General features: G+C 52.0%; 20 protein-coding genes. 7 read left to right on the top strand and 13 right to left on the bottom strand.

Annotated elements, in window-relative coordinates; translation table 11 throughout:
* Nucleotides 1-20: 20 nt before the first annotated feature.
* From SGR01S_RS03875 to SGR01S_RS03865, 4 genes are all read right to left on the bottom strand, one after another.
* The gene (locus tag SGR01S_RS03875; RefSeq protein WP_061806578.1) at nucleotides 21-1,028 is read right to left on the bottom strand and encodes an NAD(P)H-quinone oxidoreductase; all 1,008 of its coding nucleotides are present in this window, start codon (nucleotides 1,026-1,028) and stop codon (nucleotides 21-23) included.
* 157 nt (nucleotides 1,029-1,185) lie between these two features.
* Entirely contained in the window at nucleotides 1,186-1,395 is a 210-nt protein-coding gene (locus SGR01S_RS03870; RefSeq protein WP_061806577.1) for a hypothetical protein, read from the bottom strand.
* 144 nt (nucleotides 1,396-1,539) lie between these two features.
* A complete protein-coding gene (locus SGR01S_RS24425) occupies nucleotides 1,540-1,656 on the bottom strand; it encodes a FeoB-associated Cys-rich membrane protein (RefSeq protein ID WP_172479785.1) in 117 nt (38 codons plus the stop codon).
* Between the two features lie 249 nt (nucleotides 1,657-1,905).
* Nucleotides 1,906-2,274: a hypothetical protein gene (locus SGR01S_RS03865; RefSeq protein WP_037417294.1), complete on the bottom strand. Its 369-nt coding sequence runs from the start codon at nucleotides 2,272-2,274 to the stop codon at nucleotides 1,906-1,908.
* Nucleotides 2,275-2,425: 151 nt separating this feature from the next.
* Here SGR01S_RS03865 and SGR01S_RS03860 point away from each other — a divergent pair, with 151 nt between their 5' ends.
* The 3 genes from SGR01S_RS03860 (at nucleotide 2,426) to dsrB (ending at nucleotide 4,333) form a co-directional block, all read left to right on the top strand.
* On the top strand, nucleotides 2,426-3,292 hold the full coding sequence (locus SGR01S_RS03860; RefSeq protein WP_061806576.1) for an ion transporter: 867 nt from the start codon (nucleotides 2,426-2,428) through the stop codon (nucleotides 3,290-3,292).
* Between the two features lie 284 nt (nucleotides 3,293-3,576).
* Nucleotides 3,577-3,789, top strand: a complete 213-nt coding sequence (gene cspE, locus SGR01S_RS03855) for a transcription antiterminator/RNA stability regulator CspE (protein WP_004946278.1) — start codon at nucleotides 3,577-3,579, stop codon at nucleotides 3,787-3,789.
* 343 nt (nucleotides 3,790-4,132) lie between these two features.
* Complete coding sequence (dsrB, locus tag SGR01S_RS03850) at nucleotides 4,133-4,333, top strand: protein DsrB (RefSeq protein ID WP_037417297.1); 201 nt, start codon at nucleotides 4,133-4,135, stop codon at nucleotides 4,331-4,333.
* Nucleotides 4,334-4,567: 234 nt separating this feature from the next.
* Here dsrB and rcsA read toward each other — a convergent pair whose 3' ends face one another.
* Nucleotides 4,568-5,197 (bottom strand): transcriptional regulator RcsA, encoded by a 630-nt coding sequence (gene rcsA / locus SGR01S_RS03845; RefSeq protein WP_061806575.1) that lies wholly within the window; start codon nucleotides 5,195-5,197, stop codon nucleotides 4,568-4,570.
* Nucleotides 5,198-5,933: 736 nt separating this feature from the next.
* Nucleotides 5,934-7,349: a pyridoxal phosphate-dependent decarboxylase family protein gene (locus SGR01S_RS03840; RefSeq protein WP_061806574.1), complete on the bottom strand. Its 1,416-nt coding sequence runs from the start codon at nucleotides 7,347-7,349 to the stop codon at nucleotides 5,934-5,936.
* A gap of 100 nt (nucleotides 7,350-7,449) precedes the next feature.
* Here SGR01S_RS03840 and SGR01S_RS03835 point away from each other — a divergent pair, with 100 nt between their 5' ends.
* The gene (locus tag SGR01S_RS03835; RefSeq protein WP_037417304.1) at nucleotides 7,450-8,328 is read left to right on the top strand and encodes a LysR substrate-binding domain-containing protein; all 879 of its coding nucleotides are present in this window, start codon (nucleotides 7,450-7,452) and stop codon (nucleotides 8,326-8,328) included.
* On the opposite strand, the gene SGR01S_RS03830 is transcribed toward SGR01S_RS03835, so the two are convergent.
* Both SGR01S_RS03830 and SGR01S_RS03825 read right to left on the bottom strand, forming a co-directional pair.
* Nucleotides 8,325-9,710: a CoA transferase gene (locus tag SGR01S_RS03830; protein WP_061806671.1), complete on the bottom strand. Its 1,386-nt coding sequence runs from the start codon at nucleotides 9,708-9,710 to the stop codon at nucleotides 8,325-8,327. The genes SGR01S_RS03835 and SGR01S_RS03830 overlap by 4 nt on opposite strands.
* Nucleotides 9,711-9,827: 117 nt before the next feature.
* Complete coding sequence (locus tag SGR01S_RS03825) at nucleotides 9,828-12,011, bottom strand: glycoside hydrolase (protein ID WP_061806573.1); 2,184 nt, start codon at nucleotides 12,009-12,011, stop codon at nucleotides 9,828-9,830.
* Between the two features lie 515 nt (nucleotides 12,012-12,526).
* On the opposite strand from SGR01S_RS03825, the gene SGR01S_RS03820 reads away from it, so the two are divergent.
* Nucleotides 12,527-13,225 carry an MgtC family protein gene (locus SGR01S_RS03820; protein WP_037417310.1) on the top strand — a complete coding sequence of 233 codons (699 nt, stop codon included), beginning with the start codon at nucleotides 12,527-12,529 and terminating at the stop codon, nucleotides 13,223-13,225.
* A gap of 198 nt (nucleotides 13,226-13,423) precedes the next feature.
* Entirely contained in the window at nucleotides 13,424-16,123 is a 2,700-nt protein-coding gene (mgtA, locus tag SGR01S_RS03815; RefSeq protein WP_061806572.1) for a magnesium-translocating P-type ATPase, read from the top strand.
* 69 nt (nucleotides 16,124-16,192) lie between these two features.
* On the opposite strand, the gene SGR01S_RS03810 is transcribed toward mgtA, so the two are convergent.
* The 4 genes from SGR01S_RS03810 to SGR01S_RS03795 form a co-directional block, all read right to left on the bottom strand.
* A complete protein-coding gene (locus tag SGR01S_RS03810) occupies nucleotides 16,193-16,966 on the bottom strand; it encodes a DUF3307 domain-containing protein (RefSeq protein ID WP_061806571.1) in 774 nt (257 codons plus the stop codon).
* Between the two features lie 2 nt (nucleotides 16,967-16,968).
* On the bottom strand, nucleotides 16,969-17,565 hold the full coding sequence (locus tag SGR01S_RS03805; RefSeq protein ID WP_037417320.1) for a hypothetical protein: 597 nt from the start codon (nucleotides 17,563-17,565) through the stop codon (nucleotides 16,969-16,971).
* A 100-nt stretch (nucleotides 17,566-17,665) separates the two neighbouring features.
* Entirely contained in the window at nucleotides 17,666-18,142 is a 477-nt protein-coding gene (locus tag SGR01S_RS03800) for a DMT family transporter (protein ID WP_037417323.1), read from the bottom strand.
* A gap of 5 nt (nucleotides 18,143-18,147) precedes the next feature.
* On the bottom strand, nucleotides 18,148-18,612 hold the full coding sequence (locus tag SGR01S_RS03795) for a DMT family transporter (protein WP_082797597.1): 465 nt from the start codon (nucleotides 18,610-18,612) through the stop codon (nucleotides 18,148-18,150).
* A 103-nt stretch (nucleotides 18,613-18,715) separates the two neighbouring features.
* Here SGR01S_RS03795 and SGR01S_RS03790 point away from each other — a divergent pair, with 103 nt between their 5' ends.
* Nucleotides 18,716-19,636: a LysR family transcriptional regulator gene (locus SGR01S_RS03790; RefSeq protein WP_061806570.1), complete on the top strand. Its 921-nt coding sequence runs from the start codon at nucleotides 18,716-18,718 to the stop codon at nucleotides 19,634-19,636.
* A gap of 84 nt (nucleotides 19,637-19,720) precedes the next feature.
* Here SGR01S_RS03790 and SGR01S_RS03785 read toward each other — a convergent pair whose 3' ends face one another.
* Nucleotides 19,721-19,900, bottom strand: a complete 180-nt coding sequence (locus SGR01S_RS03785; RefSeq protein ID WP_037417329.1) for a hypothetical protein — start codon at nucleotides 19,898-19,900, stop codon at nucleotides 19,721-19,723.
* Nucleotides 19,901-20,022 lie beyond the last annotated feature (122 nt).

Below are 20,022 nucleotides of genomic sequence, written 5' to 3'. Positions count from 1 at the left end.
CTGCGGGGGCTTTGCGCGAGTTAGAGAGTCAGCATGATTTTCCCAATATGCTGGCTGGATTCCATCAGGGCATGAGCTTCTGCCGCCTGTTCCAATGGGAATGTTTTGAAGATTTGCGGTTTCAACGCACCGCGCTCCAACAGTGGCCACACTTTTTGCTGTAAATCGGCGGCAATTTGCGCTTTGTCCTCTACGCTACGCGCGCGCAGGGTTGAGCCCGTGTGGGTCAGGCGCTTGATCAGCAGCGGCATCAGATTCAGTTCTTTTACCACGCCATTCTGGGTGCCGATTTGCACAATGCGGCCATCCATCGCCGCCGCTTGGTAGTTTTTCGCCACATAGTCCCCTGCAATCAGATCGACAATGACGTCTGCTCCCTTGCCGTTGGTGGCATGCCGCGTTTGTTCAACAAAATCTTCGCTGCGGTAGTTGATCGACACATCAGCACCCAGTGCCAGACTGGCCTGGCGTTTCTCTTCAGAGCCGACGGTGGTGATCACATGGGCGCAGAAAGCTTTCGCCAGCAGGGTCGCAACAGTGCCAATGCCTGACGTACCGCCATGGATCAATACGGTTTCACCGGCTTTCAGGTGACCGCGTTGGAACACATTGACCCAAACGGTAAAGAAGGTTTCGGGGATGGCCGCAGCCTCTATCAGGCTAAAGCCCTGCGGTACCGGTAGCGCGTTGGTTTCATGTACTTTGCAGTATTCTGCATATCCACCGCCGGCAATCAGAGCACAAACGTTATCGCCGATGGCGTAATTTTGCACTCCAACGCCGGTGGCAACCACAGTACCTGCGATCTCCAAACCAGGAATATCAGATGCGCCGGGCGGTGGTGCGTATTGGCCGCGGCGTTGCATGACGTCAGGACGGTTAACCCCGGCGGCGGCGACTTTCACCAGGATCTCCCCTTGTTGCAGGGTCGGCAAGGGGCGTTGGACGGCAACTAAAACCTCGGGTTCACCTGGTTGGCTGATTTCGATGGCTTTCATGGTGCTGGGCAGCAGTGGGCTGGCTGACATGGTGATTCTCCTCAGTTGGCGTTCAGGCGCAGTAACCAGTGTAGGTAACCGCCTGCTGTAATTCATGTTTATCTTACAGAAATGCCGAAGGGGGAATGTAGATCATTGAGCGGTTTAATACAGGGGAAGGGGGCGCCGCCGCAGGGGCGGCAGGGTATTAATCGTTCGGAGGGATGCGAAAACCTTTCAACGACACGATAAAATGTTCTTTCCCTTTGGAGATTTTGGCGCCTCTATCACACCATAGGCTGGCGAGCTGGAAAAAGTCATCACTGTCGATGTCGTAAGCCAGTTCAATTTTTTTTGCTGTGCCGTAACGGATCAGCTTTTCTGCTTCCTGGTGGTTTGTTGCTTTTATGGTGGTCATAACGAAATCCTTGGTGTTAAGCCAGTGCGGATAGTCGCGACCATGATATGGCTGTATTGTGACAATTTTGTGATAAAAAAATGACAGGGTGCAATTTTGTGGCCTGAGGCAGGGTGTGAAGATCCTGCCTCAGAAATGCTTCCGTCAACGATCGTGCGGACGCAGCAGGGTGTTTTTCTTCTGTGATTTAAAGTGTTTATACAGTGCAAACCCTGCGATGCCGGCTAACACCACCAGCAAAGATACATATTCAGTCGCCATCTGGCCAACCTCCGATATAGCGTGGCTAAGGAGCGGCTATTTGTGACAGTAATCACGTTATGGCGCAATGAGACCATTCTGTAAGGCGGCAGGTGACTGATATTTAAGCATAAAAAAAGCGCCTATAGGGAGGCGCATAAAAAATTGCAACACAGCTTGTTGTGCTCAGCACCAGGAGAAGTGGTGAACAGAACCTCATTGTATGAACCGTACGCCGTCACCGATATAGGGATAACTCTTAAAGAGCGGCTACCATTGATATCCCATGTTCACACTGTACTCAGGATCCTGATTGGTGGAGTAAGGATCTGACTGGCGACGACGATCGGTTTTTTTTACCGGGCCGTTAATGCCTGAATACATGTTGGAGCGTTGGCGGCTGCAGCCAGGGTGATCACACTCCATATCAACGCGAAAACCGGTTTTGTCTTCTGACTCTGACCAGACCACAGGAGGTTTGCCTGTTTTCTTCGTCGGGCCGAGTGCCTTTTGCGGGGCAGGTGCTGGTGTGATGCTAGGCTCCGGAGCGGTGTAAGACAGGTCCAGCGCCAGGGCTGGGGTGCTCAGCATCAACAGAGCGGTGCAGCAAGAGGCTGCGAGCGTATGCCATCTCAGCATGGTCGATCTCCCTTTATAGTTACGCAGCGCAACTATAAAACAGAGAGACGAGAATTACTATCATGTGTAACACCTGTTGGGATTGGGGATTTGGCTGCGCTCATGTTCAGGGCTAGTATATGAGCAACTTCTCTTTATAAGACATCAGGCTATGACCATTAACACCGCGGTGCTCGGCTGGCGCCAACGCAGCTATCGGCTGCTCTTCGACAATCATTTCCGGTCTGGCCGACGAATGGAAACGTTTTGGGTCAGTACGGCGTTACTCAGCGTTGTTCTGTTGTTTCTTGAGCCGGGTGGTAGCGCTTTGTATTTTCCGGGCCAGGAAGCTATTTATCTTTTCTTCTGGGCGGAGGTGGTTTTTACCGTCATTTTCACTCTCGAGTATCTGTTGCGACTGTGGTGTACACCACGCGAGCAACACTATGCCTTCAGTTTTTTTGGCGTAGTTGACTTGCTGACGGTGCTGCCGCTCTACATCATCTGGCTGTTCCCACATATGACGGTAGAGTTTGTGATGCTGTTGCGCGTTTTGCGAATACTGCGTGTGCTACGGGTCCTGAAGCTTCTGCGTTATATGAGTGAGATGGGGATGATTTGGCGCAGCATTAAGCTGGCGCGCCATAAGTTGGCGATGTTTTTTGGTTTTGTCGCCGTGGTGCTGTGTGTGTTCGGTGGTCTAATGTATGCCGTTGAGGGAGGGACCGGCGGTTTTACCAGCCTGGCGGCATCAGTGTATTGGGCTGTGGTGACGCTGACCACGGTGGGATACGGTGATATCGTTCCTCATACGCCGGTGGGGCGCTTATTGACTTCGGTACTCATCCTGTTGGGCTATTCGATCATCGCGGTACCGACCGGCATCCTGACGGCCTATATGTCACAGGAGCTGCAACGTAACCGTGAAAGGCGAAATTGTGAACAATGTCAACGGGGTGGCCACGAAACAGAAGCCTTATTTTGCAAGTATTGTGGCTTTGCATTGCCTCCGTTATCCGGAAAACACCGCCAGAAATGACGATAAATTGAGCAAAATGGATTGAATCCTGTGCGTTTAGCCCCGTTTCCACAAAGGGGCTAACAAAAAGAGTTGCTATTAAAGTCCCATCATGAGTTAATGCTTCTCGGCCTGTGGTACAGACCTATTTATGCACGACATTTTGAGTAAAGTAGTTCAAATTTAAAGCGTTATCCTAGATAGCTCTTCTCTGACGAATTTCCTTTCTAGTGCCTCCATAAGTAACTGATGACCGGCTATATCTTGCCCATGGTGGCGTAAATTTAATATTGAAGGAATTAGACATGTCTAACATGATCAAAGGTCAAGTGAAGTGGTTCAACGAGTCTAAAGGTTTTGGTTTCATCACTCCAGCAGACGGCAGCAAAGACGTGTTCGTACACTTCTCTGCTATCCAGGATCAAGGCTTCAAGACCCTGGCTGAAGGCCAGAACGTACAGTTCTCTATCGAGAACGGTGCTAAAGGTCCGTCAGCGGCTAACGTTACCGCTATCTAATCGGCTTCTGCTGATTAATAAAAACCCGCCAAGGCGGGTTTTTTTGTGTCTGTAATTTATCGCAGGCAAAAAAAAGCCCGCAAGTCTGCGGGCAAAAGTTCCTTGTTACTTCTTCATTTGCTGGTACTTCTCTGGGGGGAAGCACCGATGAACAGACTACCTGTTGCGGACTTAAGATTCTGCGGACAAAACGTTAAGAAAGTGAAAAGCCGCTAGCACGGTCGCCTGCTACGCTTTAGGAAAGCACTATGCAGATGAGCTGCAGATTAACTGACTGTGTACGGTATTTTTCACACCTCATTCTGTAATACACTGACATCAATGATAAATGATGGGGTAAGGCATGAAAGTTAACGATCTGGTCACGGTAAAAACGGATGGTAAACAGCGGCGTGAAGGTGTGATCCTGGCGGTAGAGGAGTTTAATGAAGGGGTAATGTATCTGGTTTCTTTGGAGGACTATCCTGCGGGCGTGTGGTTCTTTAACGAGATTGACAGCCGCGATGGTACCTTCGTTGAATTACGGCAGGCTGTACCCAAGTAATTGTTTCGCAAAATGCGATACTTCTCAGTGCATTAATTTAATTCGCAAGGGTTATGCGTGGTAATGATTCCGGGGTGGTATTAATAAGCGGGTTTTTACTGCGGGAATACCCGTCGCGGCCGAGCGTGTCGTCGCGAGCAGGTATTTAGGTTATTTAAATGCGAAATTTTCAGTACGACGGTCTGAACGACATTTAAAACCAACGTTTGGCACAGTATACGACAACCTTTTTAACTAGCGGCTATTGACAAATATTCCACTGGTCAGTGTGTCGGTCAAACGAACAACATGGTAGATAATCTGCTTGTTGTGCGTTTTAATTTTTCTTTTGATATTTCCCTTGTGGGAAGAGACGGTCTTGGCTTTAATTTGCATCTGGTCGGATATCTGGATAGTTCCCTGACCTGACATCCACATGCGTAACATATTTGACTCAGTCTGGCTCAGTGTCACAGGTGTTTGGTCAAATGAGCTTTTTTCCGCACGGGGGGCTTTTCTCTCCAGATAGTGACTAAGTAGTTGATTCATAGTCTCTGGTTTGATGGATTTTGACGAGATGATGACATTTTTACGAACATATAAATAATCGTCAAAATGTACGTTGGTGATAGCCATAAAAATGAAAAATAAAGTATCAGGGTGCAGTGAAATCACCCCTTTTATACGTTCGGTAGCATTGGCTTCGTGTATGAAGCAGTCTTCGTTAATAAAGACCAGACTGGGTTTCAACTTGCTGCATTTTTCATGCAGGTCGTCAATATTGCCAATCGCATTAATCTGGCGTTTTTTTACTCCGTGTGTTGTCAGGTAGTCTGTTAAACCTAATCTGGTATAGCTGCATGAATCCATAATGATCGTTGGCATATCGCACCCCCACTTAAATCCGTTTTACCGCGGTAACAAAAGAAAAAGCCTGAAGCCTAAAAGGCAAAAAAAAAGGAACAAAAAAATCACGTATAAGCAGTGTTCTATCAATAAACTCGACGGTTCTCAACGATATTTTCTTTCTAAACTAATTAACACTGTGAACCTATAAGTTTAGCTTAAGTCAGAATAATCTGCTGGTGGAAGCGCTGTGAGGCTGCGACCTCAATTTGTGCTTGAGCCGCTTGCCTGCTGGTATCTTTATCATTGAATCTGCCCATCATGTCACGAAACGAAATTTTAGATTGCTAGGAAAATTCTTAAAAAAAATTCATGTGTTGTTTTTTTAACATTTTCTAGCTTACTTCCTGGGCAAATCACATTCCGTCGACTATGCGTGTTTTTATTTTTAATAATATTATCATAATATTATGATTAATTCTTTTGTTTTTGATAATGATAATTCTTTCATTCTTTATCACTTATGATATTCAATAATCACATTGAGTTAACATTAGCTCATTTTTTTGTTACGAAAACTGGCGATATAACAAAGAGTTGATGTGACCATTCGTGCTATTTAGGCAAATGTGAAAAATGTCAGCGAGTGATTAATTTGTTTTGCTGAACTATTTTTCGTTTCATCGAGGGTGAGTCGCTTATCCAGTGCAGGAAAGGGCAGGTTCTGGCAGTAATAATAGAGCGGAGCGCATCTGCGCACCGCTAATTTGAGTTTTCAGACCAATGCTTGCCGGCAGTGTTGCATGGATTCCAACGCAAGATGAATGTCGGCCTCTTGAGTCATCCAATTGACCAGCGCCGCGCGGATCCCCGGTTGCCCGTTATAGCGGGTGGGGGTACAGCGTACGATACCCTGGCGATCGAGTTGGGCGATAAAGCGATCGCGGGCGGCAGTGGCATCTCCCTCGACGTTGTTAAGTGCAAAGCACACAACGTTAAGATTAACCGGTGCCAGCAGTTGGAAGCCCTCGCTGGCATCCAGCTCTGTGCCCAATAGCTGCGCCAGTTGCACATTACGTTCAACCATATCTTGCATGCCACTGCGGCCATAGGCTTTTAGCGCCATCCACAGCGGCAGCGCACGGAAACGTCGTGAGTTTTCTGGTGTCAGATGCAGGTAGTTGTCCGGCCGCAGCGTTGGTGCTTCCAGATAGGCAGAGTGGTTTTGGAAGACTTGCATCTGTAACGCTAAATGACGGCTGAATTGAATCGCGCTGTCGTAGGGTACATTTAACCATTTATGTGCATCGACGGTGATGGAGTCCGCCTGCTCCCAGCCCGCAAGCCGAGGGGCATATTGGGGTGAGCTGGCCGCGACACCGCCAAAGGCAGCATCAACATGCAGCCAGAATGGATAGCGTTCACGCAGTGCCAACAGGCGTGGCAGATTGTCGAAGGCCACGGTATTGACAGTTCCGGCGCTGGCTAACACGATGGTTGGCACACCGCTACTGGCAACCAGATGGCGCTCCAGCGCTTCTGGGTCGATAGCCTCAGAATTGGGCTGGCTGTCGATAATATTAAGCGCGTCACGACCGATACCGAGCATACTGAGTGCTTTCACACTGCTTGAGTGTGCATTTGCCGATAGCACCTGAATGGGCCCTAACGCCGCCAGCCCTTGTTCGGCAACATCAATCCCACGTTGTTGTCCCAACCACTGACGGCCGATGGCAATACCGACAAAGTTCGCCATGGTCGCGCCGCTGACAAAACTGCCGTTGAATGCCTCGGGCAGGCCAAGCAAGGTTTTTAACTGCACAATGGTTGCCAATTCAATCGCAGCAGCAACAGTGTCGTGGCTCAGTTGGCTATTTTGGTCGATGGTGCTAACCAGCCAATCCGCGGCCAACGCGGCTGGAGTCGCGCCACCCGTGACAAAGCCAAAGTAACGTGGCCCGGCACTGCCAGAAAGGCCATCAGCATAACGCTGCCAGAAGCCGTCCAACGCCGCCAACGCGCCGTCGCCATTTTCTGCCAGCCGATCATCCCCTTGCTGCAATTGTTGTGCAGCCAACGGCGGGCAAACCGGGCGTTGTTTCACGCCCGCCAGGAAGCTGTCAGCTAATTGACGGGTGTGCTCGAGTATCTTAGGAAACTGGTTAAGATCTTGCTGTAAACGTGGGTGCATGGGGGATCCGGATGTGAAGAGGCTAGAGGGATACCCTAGACCATTTGCTTTGTGGCGAAAATCGATGAAAAATAACCTTTTTGGATAGCAGAGCTAACCAATGTCAAGTGAGCGTATTCCACTGCATCTTCTGCCAACCTTTGTGGTTGCCGCGCGGTTAGAAAATCTGCGCGCAACTGCCCAGCAGGTGCATCTTACCCACGGCGCAATCAGCCAGCAGATTCAACAGCTCGAGCAAGCGATCGGTTGTCCATTGTTTGAACGACAAGGGCGGGGTCTGCGTCTAAATGCTGCCGGCCGTGAGTTGTTGGCGGTTGCCGAGCCGGCACTGTTGGCATTGCAACAGGGAATAGGCCGGGTCAGACGCCTTGCGCAAAGCCAGGCGCTTCGTATCAGCGTGCTGCCTTCTTTTGCACATTATTGGTTAATGCCGCGCCTGCCATCTTTCCACGCGACTTATGCCGACATTGCACTGGATATTGATGCATCGTTGGCCGTGCAGGATCTATCGCGCAAAGGGTTCGATGCGGCTATACGGCTTGGCAATGGGCAATGGGCCGATATGCAAGCGCAGCGCATTGCCTCTGGCGAAGTGGTACCAGTTGCCACTCCCGCTCTGGCGCAACAGTGGCAGACCGCATTCGATAATGGAGCGCCAGGCATGCCACTGTTAGAGCATGACGTCACACCGTGGCGTAGTTGGTTTGTCGCACATCAGCACATGGCATGTGAACGACCATTGGCCCTGTTCAATGATGCGGGGTTATTGATCCGTGCAGCCGAACAAGGGTTCGGTATCGCGCTGGTCAAAAAACGGCTGGTGAGTGATGTGCTGGCAGAAGGGCTACTGGTGGCACTGGCACCCGCGCAACGTCTGGATCAGGTGGACTTCTATTTGGTTTGGCCACAGACCGCCGGGTTGACGCCGGCAGTCGAAGCCTTATTGCACTGGTTGCAGCACCAGCTAACCGGAAGTTAGCGTCGTAGCCATTCCGGCTGTGAACTGCCCAAGGTAGTTGCGGGCAGTGCCCAGAGCAGTGCGGTACCGTTCAGCCGTAGCGGAGCGATAAGGCGTTGTGCAGCGCCCCAATGCGTAAGTTCAGTTTCAGGGTTTTCATCCGAGGTCTCGACAGGGGCCAGCGGTGTCACCGAATGTTGCTGTGGGTAAGGATGGTCAAGCAGCAGTTGTGCTGTCCGTGCCAGAGACAAACGCGCGCTATAGCCAGTGCCCTGTTGTCGTCGTTGACGCATGCCGTGCAGTACCGCTGCCGCCATCAGGTAACCCGTTGCATGATCCAGCGCCTGTACCGGCAGCGGCACAGGCACCGCGGCAGCCTTCCAGGCCATACCTGATTCTGCCAGGCCACAACTCATTTGCACCAAACTGTCGAAACCACGTCTTCCACGCCATGGACCTGTCCAGCCATAGGCGTTCAGGCACACGTCGATCAACCCAGGCGACAGGGCTCGACGCTGTTCAGCGCCATACCCCAGTTTTTCCAGCGCCCCGGCGCGGTAGCCGTGGACGATGACGTCGGCGTTTTTCAATAGATGTTCGAAGGTGTGACGATCGTGGGCATTTGTCAGGTTCACTCGTGCACAGCGCTTGCCGAGAATCACGTCATGTTCAACGCTGGGCTCATCCCATCCGTAAGGATCGATACGCAATACGTCCGCCCCCAACCCGGCGAGAAAGCGGGTGGCAACGGGCCCGGCGATAATCCGTGTCAGGTCCAGTATCCGTACGCCGTACAGTGGTCTGGCAGTAGGGAGGCCCCAGTTTGGCAACGGGGCTTCTGCTTGTTGCGCTTGATGAATCAGTGGCTCCAGTGCAACGCTCTTGCCCTGCACGTGTTGCCGCCATGCCTCTGTCGAACGCATCTCTGCCGCGCAGCCGCCGGCTTCAATTACCGCCTGTTCCAGATCGCCTTTTTTCCACGTAAGCACCTTTTGCGCCAGCGCATTTTTATCCTGATGTGGACCGAGCACGTGCTCTACCGCGCGGCGGTGATGCGGTGCATTGGTATGCAGACGGATCCAACCGTCGCAGGTCGCGTAGTCACCTGCCAGTGCGTCCCAGGCCGCGGGTAATGTCCACCCCAACGGCCGCAATGTCCACCCGAACCACAACGACGCCAACCGGCGATCGACAAAGACGCGTGGTGCATCAGCCTGATTGTGTTTCAGCAGTTCAGCGCAGGCTAACCCCGCAGCACTCCAGCAGGCAGTTGCCAGTTCGGTGACGGGGAATGCGCTGCTCAGTGCGCCTTCACCACTGACTGTCAACGGCCCCGCTGGGGCAGTATGCCCTCCCAGATGTTGCCTGATCTCTGAGAGCAGCGTTTGCGTAAGGGTATCCATCATCAACTCCAGGTTGCTGGTCGGGGCCTGTGTCACGTGTTGTGCACTCCGACCGACATGACGGCGGAGCAGTTGAGCCATCTTTCATCATTGCTTGTGAGTGCCATTGGCGCTCAATTACGGGGTATAGTCCAGGATACGGCCGTCCGCCAGTTTGGCACGCAGGCTTTGGGCGGCGATGCCATTGAATGGCTGCTCACCAAAGTTGGCAGTCAGCGTTGAGCCATCGCTGAACGTGGTTTGCTGCACCCAACCTGCGTTATCCAGCCAGCGGAAATCGATTAATGCCTTATCCCACAACGCTTGGTGCAGTAGACGAAAAGCAGCATCGGCTTGTTTGATTTGTGGCAAGCGTGCCTGCAACGTCGCACGGCTGAGGTGGAACATGGGGGCCGTGTTATATAACTGGCTAAGTAGGCTACGCGTGGTTTTAACATCGCTAAATTTCAGATTGTCGTAATTCCAGTGATGGCTGCTGATCACTGCGTCATGAAACACGGCCTGGTACATTGGCAGGCGATAACGTGGATCGAACTCTAGGGTGCGATAGGGTTCCTTCACCTTGGCCGGGCTGAAGAAGAAGGCCGGTTGGGCATTGGGCCACCATGCGCCGAGATAATAAGGAGAGGATTTATCCTGGTTCATTTGCTTATCGCCCCAGCCAAAACCCCAGGTTTCCATGCCGTGGGCAAACATAATGTGGCGGGCGGTTACCGCATTGCCATCCTCGGAGCCGAGAGGCAATCGGAGGGTATTGCTGAACCAGGCCAGTCGCGCATTGCGGGCCTGTGCCATTTGTTCTGCGCCAGTTGGATGATTGGGCTGATAGTCATCGGACACCATCCCGGTACCGTCAACGTCGAGGAACAGGCTGTTCAGACCGGCCAGTTGTACCAGGTCACGCATGCGCTGCTGTGAGTAGGGCAGCACACAGCCTGGATTCAGGTAATAACCCTGTTTGCCAAAGCCGGGTTTTTTACTTCCGTCAGCGCGTACGATGGCGCACTCTTCACGCAGTGATGCCGGCAGTTGAGCTGTCAGCCAACTGTCGTTGACCCCGCGGGGAATGGCGGTGTCGTAAGAGTCGTAACTGGCAATCAGGTATCCCGATTTTTTGGCGCTTTCTACCGCCTGCGGATGCAGGAATTCGGCGGTCCAGTTATCTGTCCCTAGCCACAGACGGGGGAGTCCGGCTTGGTGCAGTGTGTCGATCAGCGGTTTCGCCAGCCCCTGGCCCCAGCTGTCCGCCGGTGCGAGATAGGCCCCAAGCTGGCGTTGCGCCAACGCCCTGACGTGAGCAGCTTGCTGATGTTGTGCTTGCAGGAACCCCGTTTCATCTGGCGTCGCGTTAAGCGGCACCTGCGCCAGCAGTGCTTGGTTTAGAGCATCAACCAAGGCTTGCTGCTGCCAGCCTTCCGGGCTTTTTCCTGCCAGTTTTCGTACGGTTTTCTGGCTATCGGCATCCATTTTTTTCCACAACGCTTCCCCTGCGGGAGAGACCAGCCAGGACAACATGCCCGACCAATTTTTCACGTCAGCCGGCGCCAACAGTTTGTCACCCCATAAATAAATATGCGTAGCGCCAATCAACTTTTCGCCTTCCGGCGCGGTGCGGATTTTATCGTGCAAAGTGCTAAACTGACCGTTTTGTTGCAAATACTCACGGTAGCGATGTGCACCGGACAACAGGGTGTCCCCCACGTGCAGTAAGACGTCGAAAGATTGCTGTTGATTAAAACGGTTGAACTGATGGCTGCCTCGCATAGTGAGGGCGTCTTTCCCACTGGCGAAGCTGACCTGATTGCTGAAGGGGGTCAACAATAGCCAACTATAAACCTTACCCTGTTGCTGCTGGCTCCACAGTGGCAGCTTCAGATCCCAGTTGGTATCCAGCGGCGTCATTTCCTTGACCAGATAATGTTGCCAAACGGGATTATCCAGCGGTATGCGGCTGCCTTCGCCAATGGGCAGCAGCAGGGTGGTTGCCTGCGGTGGCAGGGTGAACCACGTCATTGTCTGTGCCCGGTTGCTGCTGAAGCTCAGCCGCAGATCGCTACCGTCCAGCCGGGCGCTAACGTTTATCGCACTGTTTGGCCATTGCCAGCTTGCCTGTGTGGTGGTGCTTTGCAGCGCAGTCACGGTTTGTATGGCCTGAGCCTGGTTGACTTGAGTTTTGTTTACCGTGATCTGCAACGTGGCCGGATCGATATCGAAACGGAGTGCACCCTGCTCCAAAATGAGAGCCTTAGTAGGAAAAGCGGCAAGCAGGGCGAGGCTAATGGAAAGTCGAAGCATGCTCATCAAGCGGGATGTCCTTAGGGATGATTGTCCTGTTAGGGGGGAAGTTTATCGGTAATCACTCACTTGCCCAATGTTAATCCGTTATAATTGTGTGACGCATCAAATAGGAGTAATTATTGAGTTTAATTTTCGTTTAATAAATTCGCCTTTACATCATCACTCAGCGTCACTATACTCAGCCAAAATTTCAATGAGGAAACACAATTGGACAGTTTTAGTTGCAGTGATATAAACAAGGCAAGCTGACCAATCCTCTTTTGATTTGTTGCTTGCCGAAAACGGCGGGCAGCACCCCTCTCACGTTATTCCGAGCTGTGCAAACCCGAATCTTATAGTTGTTCCTGCTGCCTATTGGCATCGGGTGAATTGATTTGGACGTTATTATGGCCACTTTCAGCCACAGCCTTTTCCCTCCAGGCACTAATACGCTCAATCGCTGACTTATTATCGGCGCAATTTTGCGTGTGCTAAAAAGCACATGATTTTATCTCCTGCAGTTATTTAAGGGGAAAGTCATGGCTATGACTCCTTTTGTTTTAAATTTATTACTGGCGATGAGCCTGGGCGCTATTATTGGCGCCGAACGGCAATGGCGCCAACGTATGGCTGGCTTGCGCACCAATGCATTAGTCGCGACCGGTGCAGCCGTATTTATTCTCAGCTCGATGTCGACCGATCCATCCAGTGCCGGGCGGGTTGCCGCACAGATTGTCTCAGGGATTGGTTTCCTGGGGGCGGGCGTGATCATGCGTGAAGGGCTGAATATCCGCGGTTTGAATACTGCCGCTACGCTGTGGTGTTCAGCGGCGATTGGTGTGTTGTGCGGCCTGGGGCAATATTGGAATGCCGTGCTGGCAACACTGGTGATCCTGTGTGCCAACATCTTGTTGCGTGAAGCCGCTCAGCGCATCAATCTGCAACCTCAGCAGCAGGCAACCGATCTCGAGGTGTGCTACCGCATTCAGGTTACCTGCGGCGAGCAAGATGAAATATTGGTACGTACCTTGATATTGCAGGCGCTCAATGGCGTGGCATTAAGGCTGCAATCATTACGTAGTGCCGATATTTCCATTCCTGGTCAACTTGAGGTTTGTGCAGAAATAACGGCGAATCCTTCGGTGCAAAAAGAAATTGAAGGTATTGTCTGCCGAGTCAGTCTCGAGAAAAGTGTTAGCGCCGTACGCTGGCGTATCGCATCTGAATTACCTGTTTAATTATTGATAAATATTCACTGTGCTCAGTGATAAGGAGGCGTCATGGACGGTGACCCCGAAACGTTAATTGCTCAGCGTGTATGGCGCGGTGATGAATCGCGTTAATTACGCTAACTAAATAAATTCCACTCTGTGTTTATTCACCTGTTAATCGGGCGGGGTATCCCTGTGCGCAGAGTAAAATAAGAGAATAGTGTTATGACCTATATTAATGAAACAGCTCGCCGTCGCGATAAAATAAAGGCGCCTTACGCCATCGCACAAGAGGCGAAAAACAGCGTTGAGCAGACGCTGGCTAATTTAAAATGTAACCGCAATGGCTTAACTCAGGACGATGCGGTTGAACGTCTCGAGCAGTTCGGCGTTAACCAGGTTGCCCATGAGAAGGCGCCGCACGCGCTGGTACAGTTAATCGCCGCGTTCAATAACCCGTTTATCTTTGTGCTGATGGTGCTGGCTGCGATCAGTTTCTTTACCGACTACTGGTTGCCTGCCCGGCGCGGTGAAGAAACCGATCTCACTGGCGTGATCATCATATTGGTAATGGTTTCACTCAGTGGATTGCTGCGTTTCTGGCAGGAATACCGTACCAACAAGGCGGCGGAAACGTTGAAGTCGATGGTGCGTACTACCGCAACGGTACTGCGTCGCAGCAGTTACAGTGCGCAGCCATTGACGCTGGAAGTCCCCATCCGTGAACTGGTACCGGGCGATATTATTAAGCTGTCCGCCGGGGATATGATTCCGGCTGATGTGCGCCTGTTGGCCTCACGCGATCTGTTTATCAGCCAGGCGATCCTGACCGGAGAGGCAATCCCGATCGAGAAATACGATGCGATGGGTAACGTCAGCCAAAAATCGAGCGAGGATGAGGTTTCCAGTGAACATGCGTTGTTGGAACTGTCGAATATTTGCCTGATGGGTACCAACGTCGCCAGCGGCACGGCCACGGCGGTTGTGGTGGCGACGGGGGGACGTACCTACTTTGGTTCATTGGCCAAATCGATTGTCGGCTCTCGTTCGCAAACGGCGTTTGACCGCGGTGTGAACAGCGTCAGTTGGTTGCTGATCCGCTTTATGCTGGTGATGGTACCGATCGTGTTGTTGATCAATGGTTTCACCAAAGGCGACTGGAGCGAAGCGGCGTTGTTTGCCTTGGCGGTGGCCGTTGGGCTGACGCCAGAAATGCTGCCGATGATCGTCAGTTCTAACCTGGCGAAGGGTGCCATAGCGATGTCACGCCGCAAAGTGGTGGTCAAACGCCTGAACGCCATCCAGAACTTTGGCGCGATGGACGTGCTCTGCACCGACAAAACCGGCACGTTGACCCAAGATCGCATCATCCTCGAACATCATCTGGACGTTAGCGGGGCCAGAGATAATGAGGTGTTGCATCTGGCGTGGCTGAACAGCTTCCACCAGAGTGGAATGAAAAACTTGATGGATCAAGCGGTGATCCGCTTTGGCCGCGGCAAGCCGGGTATTGAAGCTCTGGGGCGTTTCAGCAAGGTTGACGAGCTGCCGTTTGATTTTGTGCGTCGCCGCCTGTCGATCGTGGTCGCGGATGAAAACCACCAACAGCGCCTGATTTGCAAAGGGGCAGTGGAGGAAATGCTGGAAATCGCTACCCACGTGCGTGAAGGGCAGCAGATTTTACCGCTGGATCAGGCTCGACGTGAAGCGTTGCAGGCGCTTGCGGCCCAATATAACGAGGATGGGTTCCGCGTGCTGGTCTTGGCCACGCGGGAACTGGGTGAGCAGAAAAACGCCTTGCCACTGAGCGTGGCCGATGAACGCGATATGGTGATCCAGGGACTCTTGACCTTCCTCGATCCACCGAAAGAAAGTGCGCAGGAAGCAATAGCCGCACTGCAGGAAAACGGCGTGGCAGTGAAAGTACTGACCGGTGATAACCCGGTGATCACCTGCAAAATCTGTCGTGATGTTGGGTTGGAGCCGGGTGAGCCGCTTTCCGGTCCACAAATTGCCGAAATGGATGATGCAACGTTAGCGCGTGAAGTGGAGCAGCGCACCGTCTTTACGAAACTGACGCCACTACAGAAGTCACGGGTGCTGAAGATGTTGCAGGCGAATGGTCATACTGTCGGTTTTCTCGGTGACGGCATCAATGATGCGCCAGCGTTGCGCGATGCAGACGTGGGCATCTCGGTGGATACCGGTACTGATATCGCCAAAGAGTCGGCGGATATCATTTTGCTGGAAAAAAACCTGATGGTGTTGGAAGAGGGCGTGATCAAGGGACGTGAAACCTTCGGGAATATCATCAAGTACTTGAACATGACCGCCAGTTCCAACTTCGGTAACGTATTTTCCGTGTTGGTGGCCAGCGCATTTATCCCGTTCCTGCCGATGCTGGCGATCCATTTGTTAATCCAGAACTTGATGTACGATATTTCTCAATTGTCTCTGCCGTGGGACAAGATGGACAAAGAGTTTCTGCGTAAACCACGGAAGTGGGATGCGAAAAACATTGGTCGTTTTATGCTGTGGATAGGGCCAACGTCGTCAATATTCGACATCACCACTTACGCATTGATGTGGTTTGTCTTCGCCGCCAACAGCGTAGAGCATCAGGCCTTGTTCCAGTCCGGTTGGTTTATCGAGGGGCTGTTGTCGCAAACGCTGGTCGTGCATATGCTGCGTACCCAGAAGATTCCGTTTATTCAAAGCACCGCAGCATTGCCTGTTCTGTTGACCACGATTTTGGTGATGGGGTTGGGTATCTATCTGCCATTCTCACCACTTGGCGCGTTGGTCGGATTGCAGCCACTGCCGTGGGAATACTTCCCGTGGTTGGCGGGGACCTTGATCAGCTACTGTGTGGTGGCGCAGATGATGAAGCGTTTCTATATTCGCCGCTTCGGTGAGTGGTTGTAATTTTTCTCGGATGTTTCTGTCGCGGCGAAGTTATTCGCCGCGATTCACGCGGGCGCAGCCACTGCGCCCCTAAAACAATTTTTTCACCAGCAGGCCGAGCATAATGGTCAGCGTAAAGGAAAACAGCGTACCGAGCAGTACATACTCAGTACGCATTTTGTCATCACTTTGCCGCAAATCGCCAAAGCGAAAAATTGATTTGGCCGCCAACAAAAAGCCGATTGCCGGAATCTGCCCAATCAATACAAAGGTCAGGATCAGCGTTCTTTCCAGATAACCGATTTGTTTGCCTGCACGTAAAAGGGAGTCATTATCGGCTTTGGCAGAAGACGGCATTTGCGGTGTCCAGTGCGCCAGCAATTGGCCAATCAAAATACCCAGCGGCATATAAATCAAGAGGTAAGCCAATACAACCAGGCCAGACTGCCAACTGATAAGGGCAGAGCCGAGTGCGGTGAACAGGCCGTACGTGTTGGGTGCCAAGAATAGCCACAGCAGAACAATTACCGTCAGATGCAGACATTGGTCGAGGAGGAACCCACTTGCCTGACTGAGGCGTGCCAATAAGGTGACTTTCAGTAGGTCAATGAGCCAGTGACTGGTGGCGACAACCAACAATGCAGTGAGGACCTGGAGGGAAGACAAACCACCATGCAGCAGCGCAAACCCGGCAACCACCCAAGCAGCGAGCACGCCGTGCAGTAAGGCGTGTAGCAACAGGAAACGGGAACGCCCACGGTGAACGATTTTATCTTCAACCCAACTGTGTGGCTGCAGCGGAAAGTCTGCAAGCACGTGGGCGATCAGCAACCAGGTCAGCAAGGGTACGTAACTCAAATCCATATTCAGGTGATCCTGTTAATCGCGTGAATAAACCGCATGATTTCCTCGTAGGCCGCGCGTTTGAGCGTTGCTGAGACCGTAGAGGCGGCTTTTTGCAGCTTTTCTGCCACTTCCTGATTGGTGGTAGCAAATATACGTGCTTGGACTATCCGCGCTTCGGTCTGGGAAAGGCGGCTAACAACATGATCTAACATTGGCAATAGATCGCTGACAATGGCATTTGTTTGGTCATTGTCATTTTTCAGAGCTAACCGGCAATTTTTCATCAGGCCATCCAGCGCCTGTCCCGAATTCACAAAGGCGCTACCATAGCCGGCATTTTTTGCCTGCCCCGCGCCCAAGCCTACGGCGATACGGGCGTCCCAATGCCGGGTATCCATTGCTTTGAGTGCGATGCGGATATAGACCGCCAGCAGTAAACCGGACTGAGGTTCAGCCACGGCTTGAAAGGCATCACCGCGGAAAACTTCAAACGCTTGAATAAGCTTAGCCTGTTGCAGTTGGCTAAGCAGGGCATTTAAGCCGGTAATGTAGTTAGTGGTATCTAATTGCCGGGAGTTGACCAGATCGCCGGTGATCACGCTGATTTGTGCGGGCATGTAGTTTGCTCGGAAGCGGTAGGATGTCAGTAAAGTTCGCACCTAAAGACGAATATGTCAATAATTCGTATCAAGATGCGAATATTGCAATTATTCGTACCTAGGTGCGAAATTTATCGCCTGGTCTCATACATTCATAGAGCCACGTCGTCAGAGGTTTTTTCATTCGTGCCAGATAGATGCCCAGTATGATCAGGCTAATGGCAAGGAGTTGCACACTGGCGGAGCCGCTGTTGTCGCGCAGACGATCTATTACCACTCCCGTTAGCATTTGGCCGCTAATGATCAGTAATGCGGCACGTAGGGTGCCGAGACGAGGTAGCACGTAGCTATTCAATGCCACAAACAACGCCCCAATGACTCCACCAAGATAAGCGCCCCAAGGTGCGTGACCAAAGGGACTGGCAGTGAACCCGCCGATGACTGCCAGCAGCAGGCTGAGGAACAGAAAACCGACAATGTGATTGCAGAGCGAAGCGTGGAAAGCACCGCGACTTAACGACAGACGACCATTGATTGCACGGCTGATGCTGATGCAAATGCCGTTAAACAGTGCGAGTAGGACCAGGGTTAACATGAAATTTATCTCAGGAAGATGAGGAGGGCGCAGCCGGAGAGGATCAGCAGCGTGGCAATAATATCGTTAATGCTGAGTCGGCGTTTAATCACGCCAAACCAGCCACAGCTGTCGGACACCATGCCAAATAAAACCTGGCCGGTGAGCATAAGCGCAAGGCTGCCGGAGAGTGCTAAAGGGCTATTGACGGTAATGGCGGCTAATACCACTGTCAGGGCACCGGGAATTCCCCCCAAATAAGCCCAACGGGGAATACTCGCAGGCAGCATTGAAGGTGCAGATGTCGGGGTGCGACGGCGTAGCAGGAGCAATAGCAGCCAGGCGGTGATCGCGCCAATGCCGTGCGCCACCCATGAAGCAAACAGTGGGGAGTTATAGCTGGCTAACAGGCTATTTATGCCAATCATTAGGGCCAATAATGCGCCAGCGGCCAGTGCCAGCAGAGGGTGGGAAAAACGTTCGCGTATCATCGTGTCAAATCCTGTCTTGGGTTGACACATAGGCTATATTGTTTTCGTTTTTGGCATAATCTATTAAAATGGAAACTCATTGTTGAGTAAAAGTTGACGATAAATGCATGATAACTTTGCGGCGATCCCCATATTTGTGGCGGTTGTCGAATGCGAAAGCTTTTCAGCGGCGGCCCGGCGGTTAGGCATCACAAAATCAGCGGTCAGCAAACGCATCGCCCAGTTGGAGAGTTCGCTGGGCGTACAATTGCTGCAGCGCACCACGCGTAGCCTGAGCCTTACCGAAGCGGGAGAGCAGTATTTTGGCTACGCCCGTAATGCCTGTGCTGTGGCACAGGAGGGAGAGGATGTGGTCACCCGTCTACAAGGACAGCCACAAGGGTGTTTGCGGATCAGTGTGCCTATGGTGTTTGGCCGCTTGCACGTTGCGCCGTTGATTCCCCATTTCCTGGCAGCTTGCCCGGACATGGAGATCAATATGATGATGGATGATCAGGTGGTTGATCTGGTCGATGGGGGATTTGATCTGGCTATTCGCATTGGTCAACTTGCTGATTCGAGCTTGATTGCCCGGCGTATTGCGCCCTGCCGCAGTGTATTATGCGCCGCCCCCGCCTATCTGGCACGCAGCGGCACACCGACCGATCTGGAGCAGTTGGCTCAGCATAATTGCTTGTTTTACAGCTATTTCCGTGGCGGGAGTGAATGGCAGTTTGAGGGGCCTGCGGGAGCAGTGCGTTTTCAACCGCGCGGTAATTATCAGGTGAATAACAGTGAGGCATTACGCGAAGCGTTGATCGCCGGTTTGGGGATTTGCCAGATGCCGACCTTTATTGTCGGGGATGATATCGCACAGGGTCGACTGATTGAGCTAATGCCTGCTTACCGGCTACCAGAGCATGCCATTTATGCCGTGTACCCACAGCGCAAATACCTGCCAGCCAAAGTATTGGCGTTTGTCGACTTCCTACTGGCGCAATTGGGTGGAGAGCAACCTTATTGGGATATCCCGCTTCAGCGATAACCCAGTTGCTGCTCAGCCGGGAATACGCGGGCCTGATGGCTCGCCACCGGCGTGGAGCGTGTTATTACGGTTATGGCTTGGCTTTCAGAAACTTTTTACCAGCACTTCACGCGGCTGCTCGCTGCCGTGCTTCAACAGATAATCGAACGATTTTTCACTGCTTTTCAGCTGCTGCAGAAATTCCTGCGGAGATAAATCGTGTTTCTTGCCGCTCATATAAGCCAACGCCAGTTCTTTTGCCTGATAACGTGAGAAGTTGTACATCGTGCCTCCGTTGAGAATACGTGTTTTGGTTACAGGTTGATTGTAGGGGAATAGCACATAATGAACAGTCGCTTTGGCGTATAGAATCGATAGCTAAAACTTAACCTGGCTTTGTCGCTGGA

The organism is Serratia grimesii NBRC 13537, from assembly GCF_001590905.1.
GTDB classification, from domain to species: Bacteria; Pseudomonadota; Gammaproteobacteria; order Enterobacterales; family Enterobacteriaceae; genus Serratia; species Serratia grimesii.
The sequence above is the reverse complement of the archived record's forward strand: the minus strand, read 5'-3'. Positions and strand labels throughout refer to the sequence as shown.

What these genes read in the sequence shown, in the direction of transcription:
- SGR01S_RS03875 (WP_061806578.1), bottom strand. Translation starts at nt 1,028, where the DNA reads ATGTCAGCCAGCCCACTGCTGCCCAGCACCATGAAAGCCATCGAAATC.
- SGR01S_RS03870 (WP_061806577.1), bottom strand. Translation starts at nt 1,395, where the DNA reads ATGACCACCATAAAAGCAACAAACCACCAGGAAGCAGAAAAGCTGATC.
- SGR01S_RS24425 (WP_172479785.1), bottom strand. Translation starts at nt 1,656, where the DNA reads ATGGCGACTGAATATGTATCTTTGCTGGTGGTGTTAGCCGGCATCGCA.
- SGR01S_RS03865 (WP_037417294.1), bottom strand. Translation starts at nt 2,274, where the DNA reads ATGCTGAGATGGCATACGCTCGCAGCCTCTTGCTGCACCGCTCTGTTG.
- SGR01S_RS03860 (WP_061806576.1), top strand. Translation starts at nt 2,426, where the DNA reads ATGACCATTAACACCGCGGTGCTCGGCTGGCGCCAACGCAGCTATCGG.
- cspE (WP_004946278.1), top strand. Translation starts at nt 3,577, where the DNA reads ATGTCTAACATGATCAAAGGTCAAGTGAAGTGGTTCAACGAGTCTAAA.
- dsrB (WP_037417297.1), top strand. Translation starts at nt 4,133, where the DNA reads ATGAAAGTTAACGATCTGGTCACGGTAAAAACGGATGGTAAACAGCGG.
- rcsA (WP_061806575.1), bottom strand. Translation starts at nt 5,197, where the DNA reads ATGCCAACGATCATTATGGATTCATGCAGCTATACCAGATTAGGTTTA.
- SGR01S_RS03840 (WP_061806574.1), bottom strand. Translation starts at nt 7,349, where the DNA reads ATGCACCCACGTTTACAGCAAGATCTTAACCAGTTTCCTAAGATACTC.
- SGR01S_RS03835 (WP_037417304.1), top strand. Translation starts at nt 7,450, where the DNA reads ATGTCAAGTGAGCGTATTCCACTGCATCTTCTGCCAACCTTTGTGGTT.
- SGR01S_RS03830 (WP_061806671.1), bottom strand. Translation starts at nt 9,710, where the DNA reads ATGGATACCCTTACGCAAACGCTGCTCTCAGAGATCAGGCAACATCTG.
- SGR01S_RS03825 (WP_061806573.1), bottom strand. Translation starts at nt 12,011, where the DNA reads ATGAGCATGCTTCGACTTTCCATTAGCCTCGCCCTGCTTGCCGCTTTT.
- SGR01S_RS03820 (WP_037417310.1), top strand. Translation starts at nt 12,527, where the DNA reads ATGGCTATGACTCCTTTTGTTTTAAATTTATTACTGGCGATGAGCCTG.
- mgtA (WP_061806572.1), top strand. Translation starts at nt 13,424, where the DNA reads ATGACCTATATTAATGAAACAGCTCGCCGTCGCGATAAAATAAAGGCG.
- SGR01S_RS03810 (WP_061806571.1), bottom strand. Translation starts at nt 16,966, where the DNA reads ATGGATTTGAGTTACGTACCCTTGCTGACCTGGTTGCTGATCGCCCAC.
- SGR01S_RS03805 (WP_037417320.1), bottom strand. Translation starts at nt 17,565, where the DNA reads ATGCCCGCACAAATCAGCGTGATCACCGGCGATCTGGTCAACTCCCGG.
- SGR01S_RS03800 (WP_037417323.1), bottom strand. Translation starts at nt 18,142, where the DNA reads ATGTTAACCCTGGTCCTACTCGCACTGTTTAACGGCATTTGCATCAGC.
- SGR01S_RS03795 (WP_082797597.1), bottom strand. Translation starts at nt 18,612, where the DNA reads ATGATACGCGAACGTTTTTCCCACCCTCTGCTGGCACTGGCCGCTGGC.
- SGR01S_RS03790 (WP_061806570.1), top strand. Translation starts at nt 18,716, where the DNA reads ATGCATGATAACTTTGCGGCGATCCCCATATTTGTGGCGGTTGTCGAA.
- SGR01S_RS03785 (WP_037417329.1), bottom strand. Translation starts at nt 19,900, where the DNA reads ATGTACAACTTCTCACGTTATCAGGCAAAAGAACTGGCGTTGGCTTAT.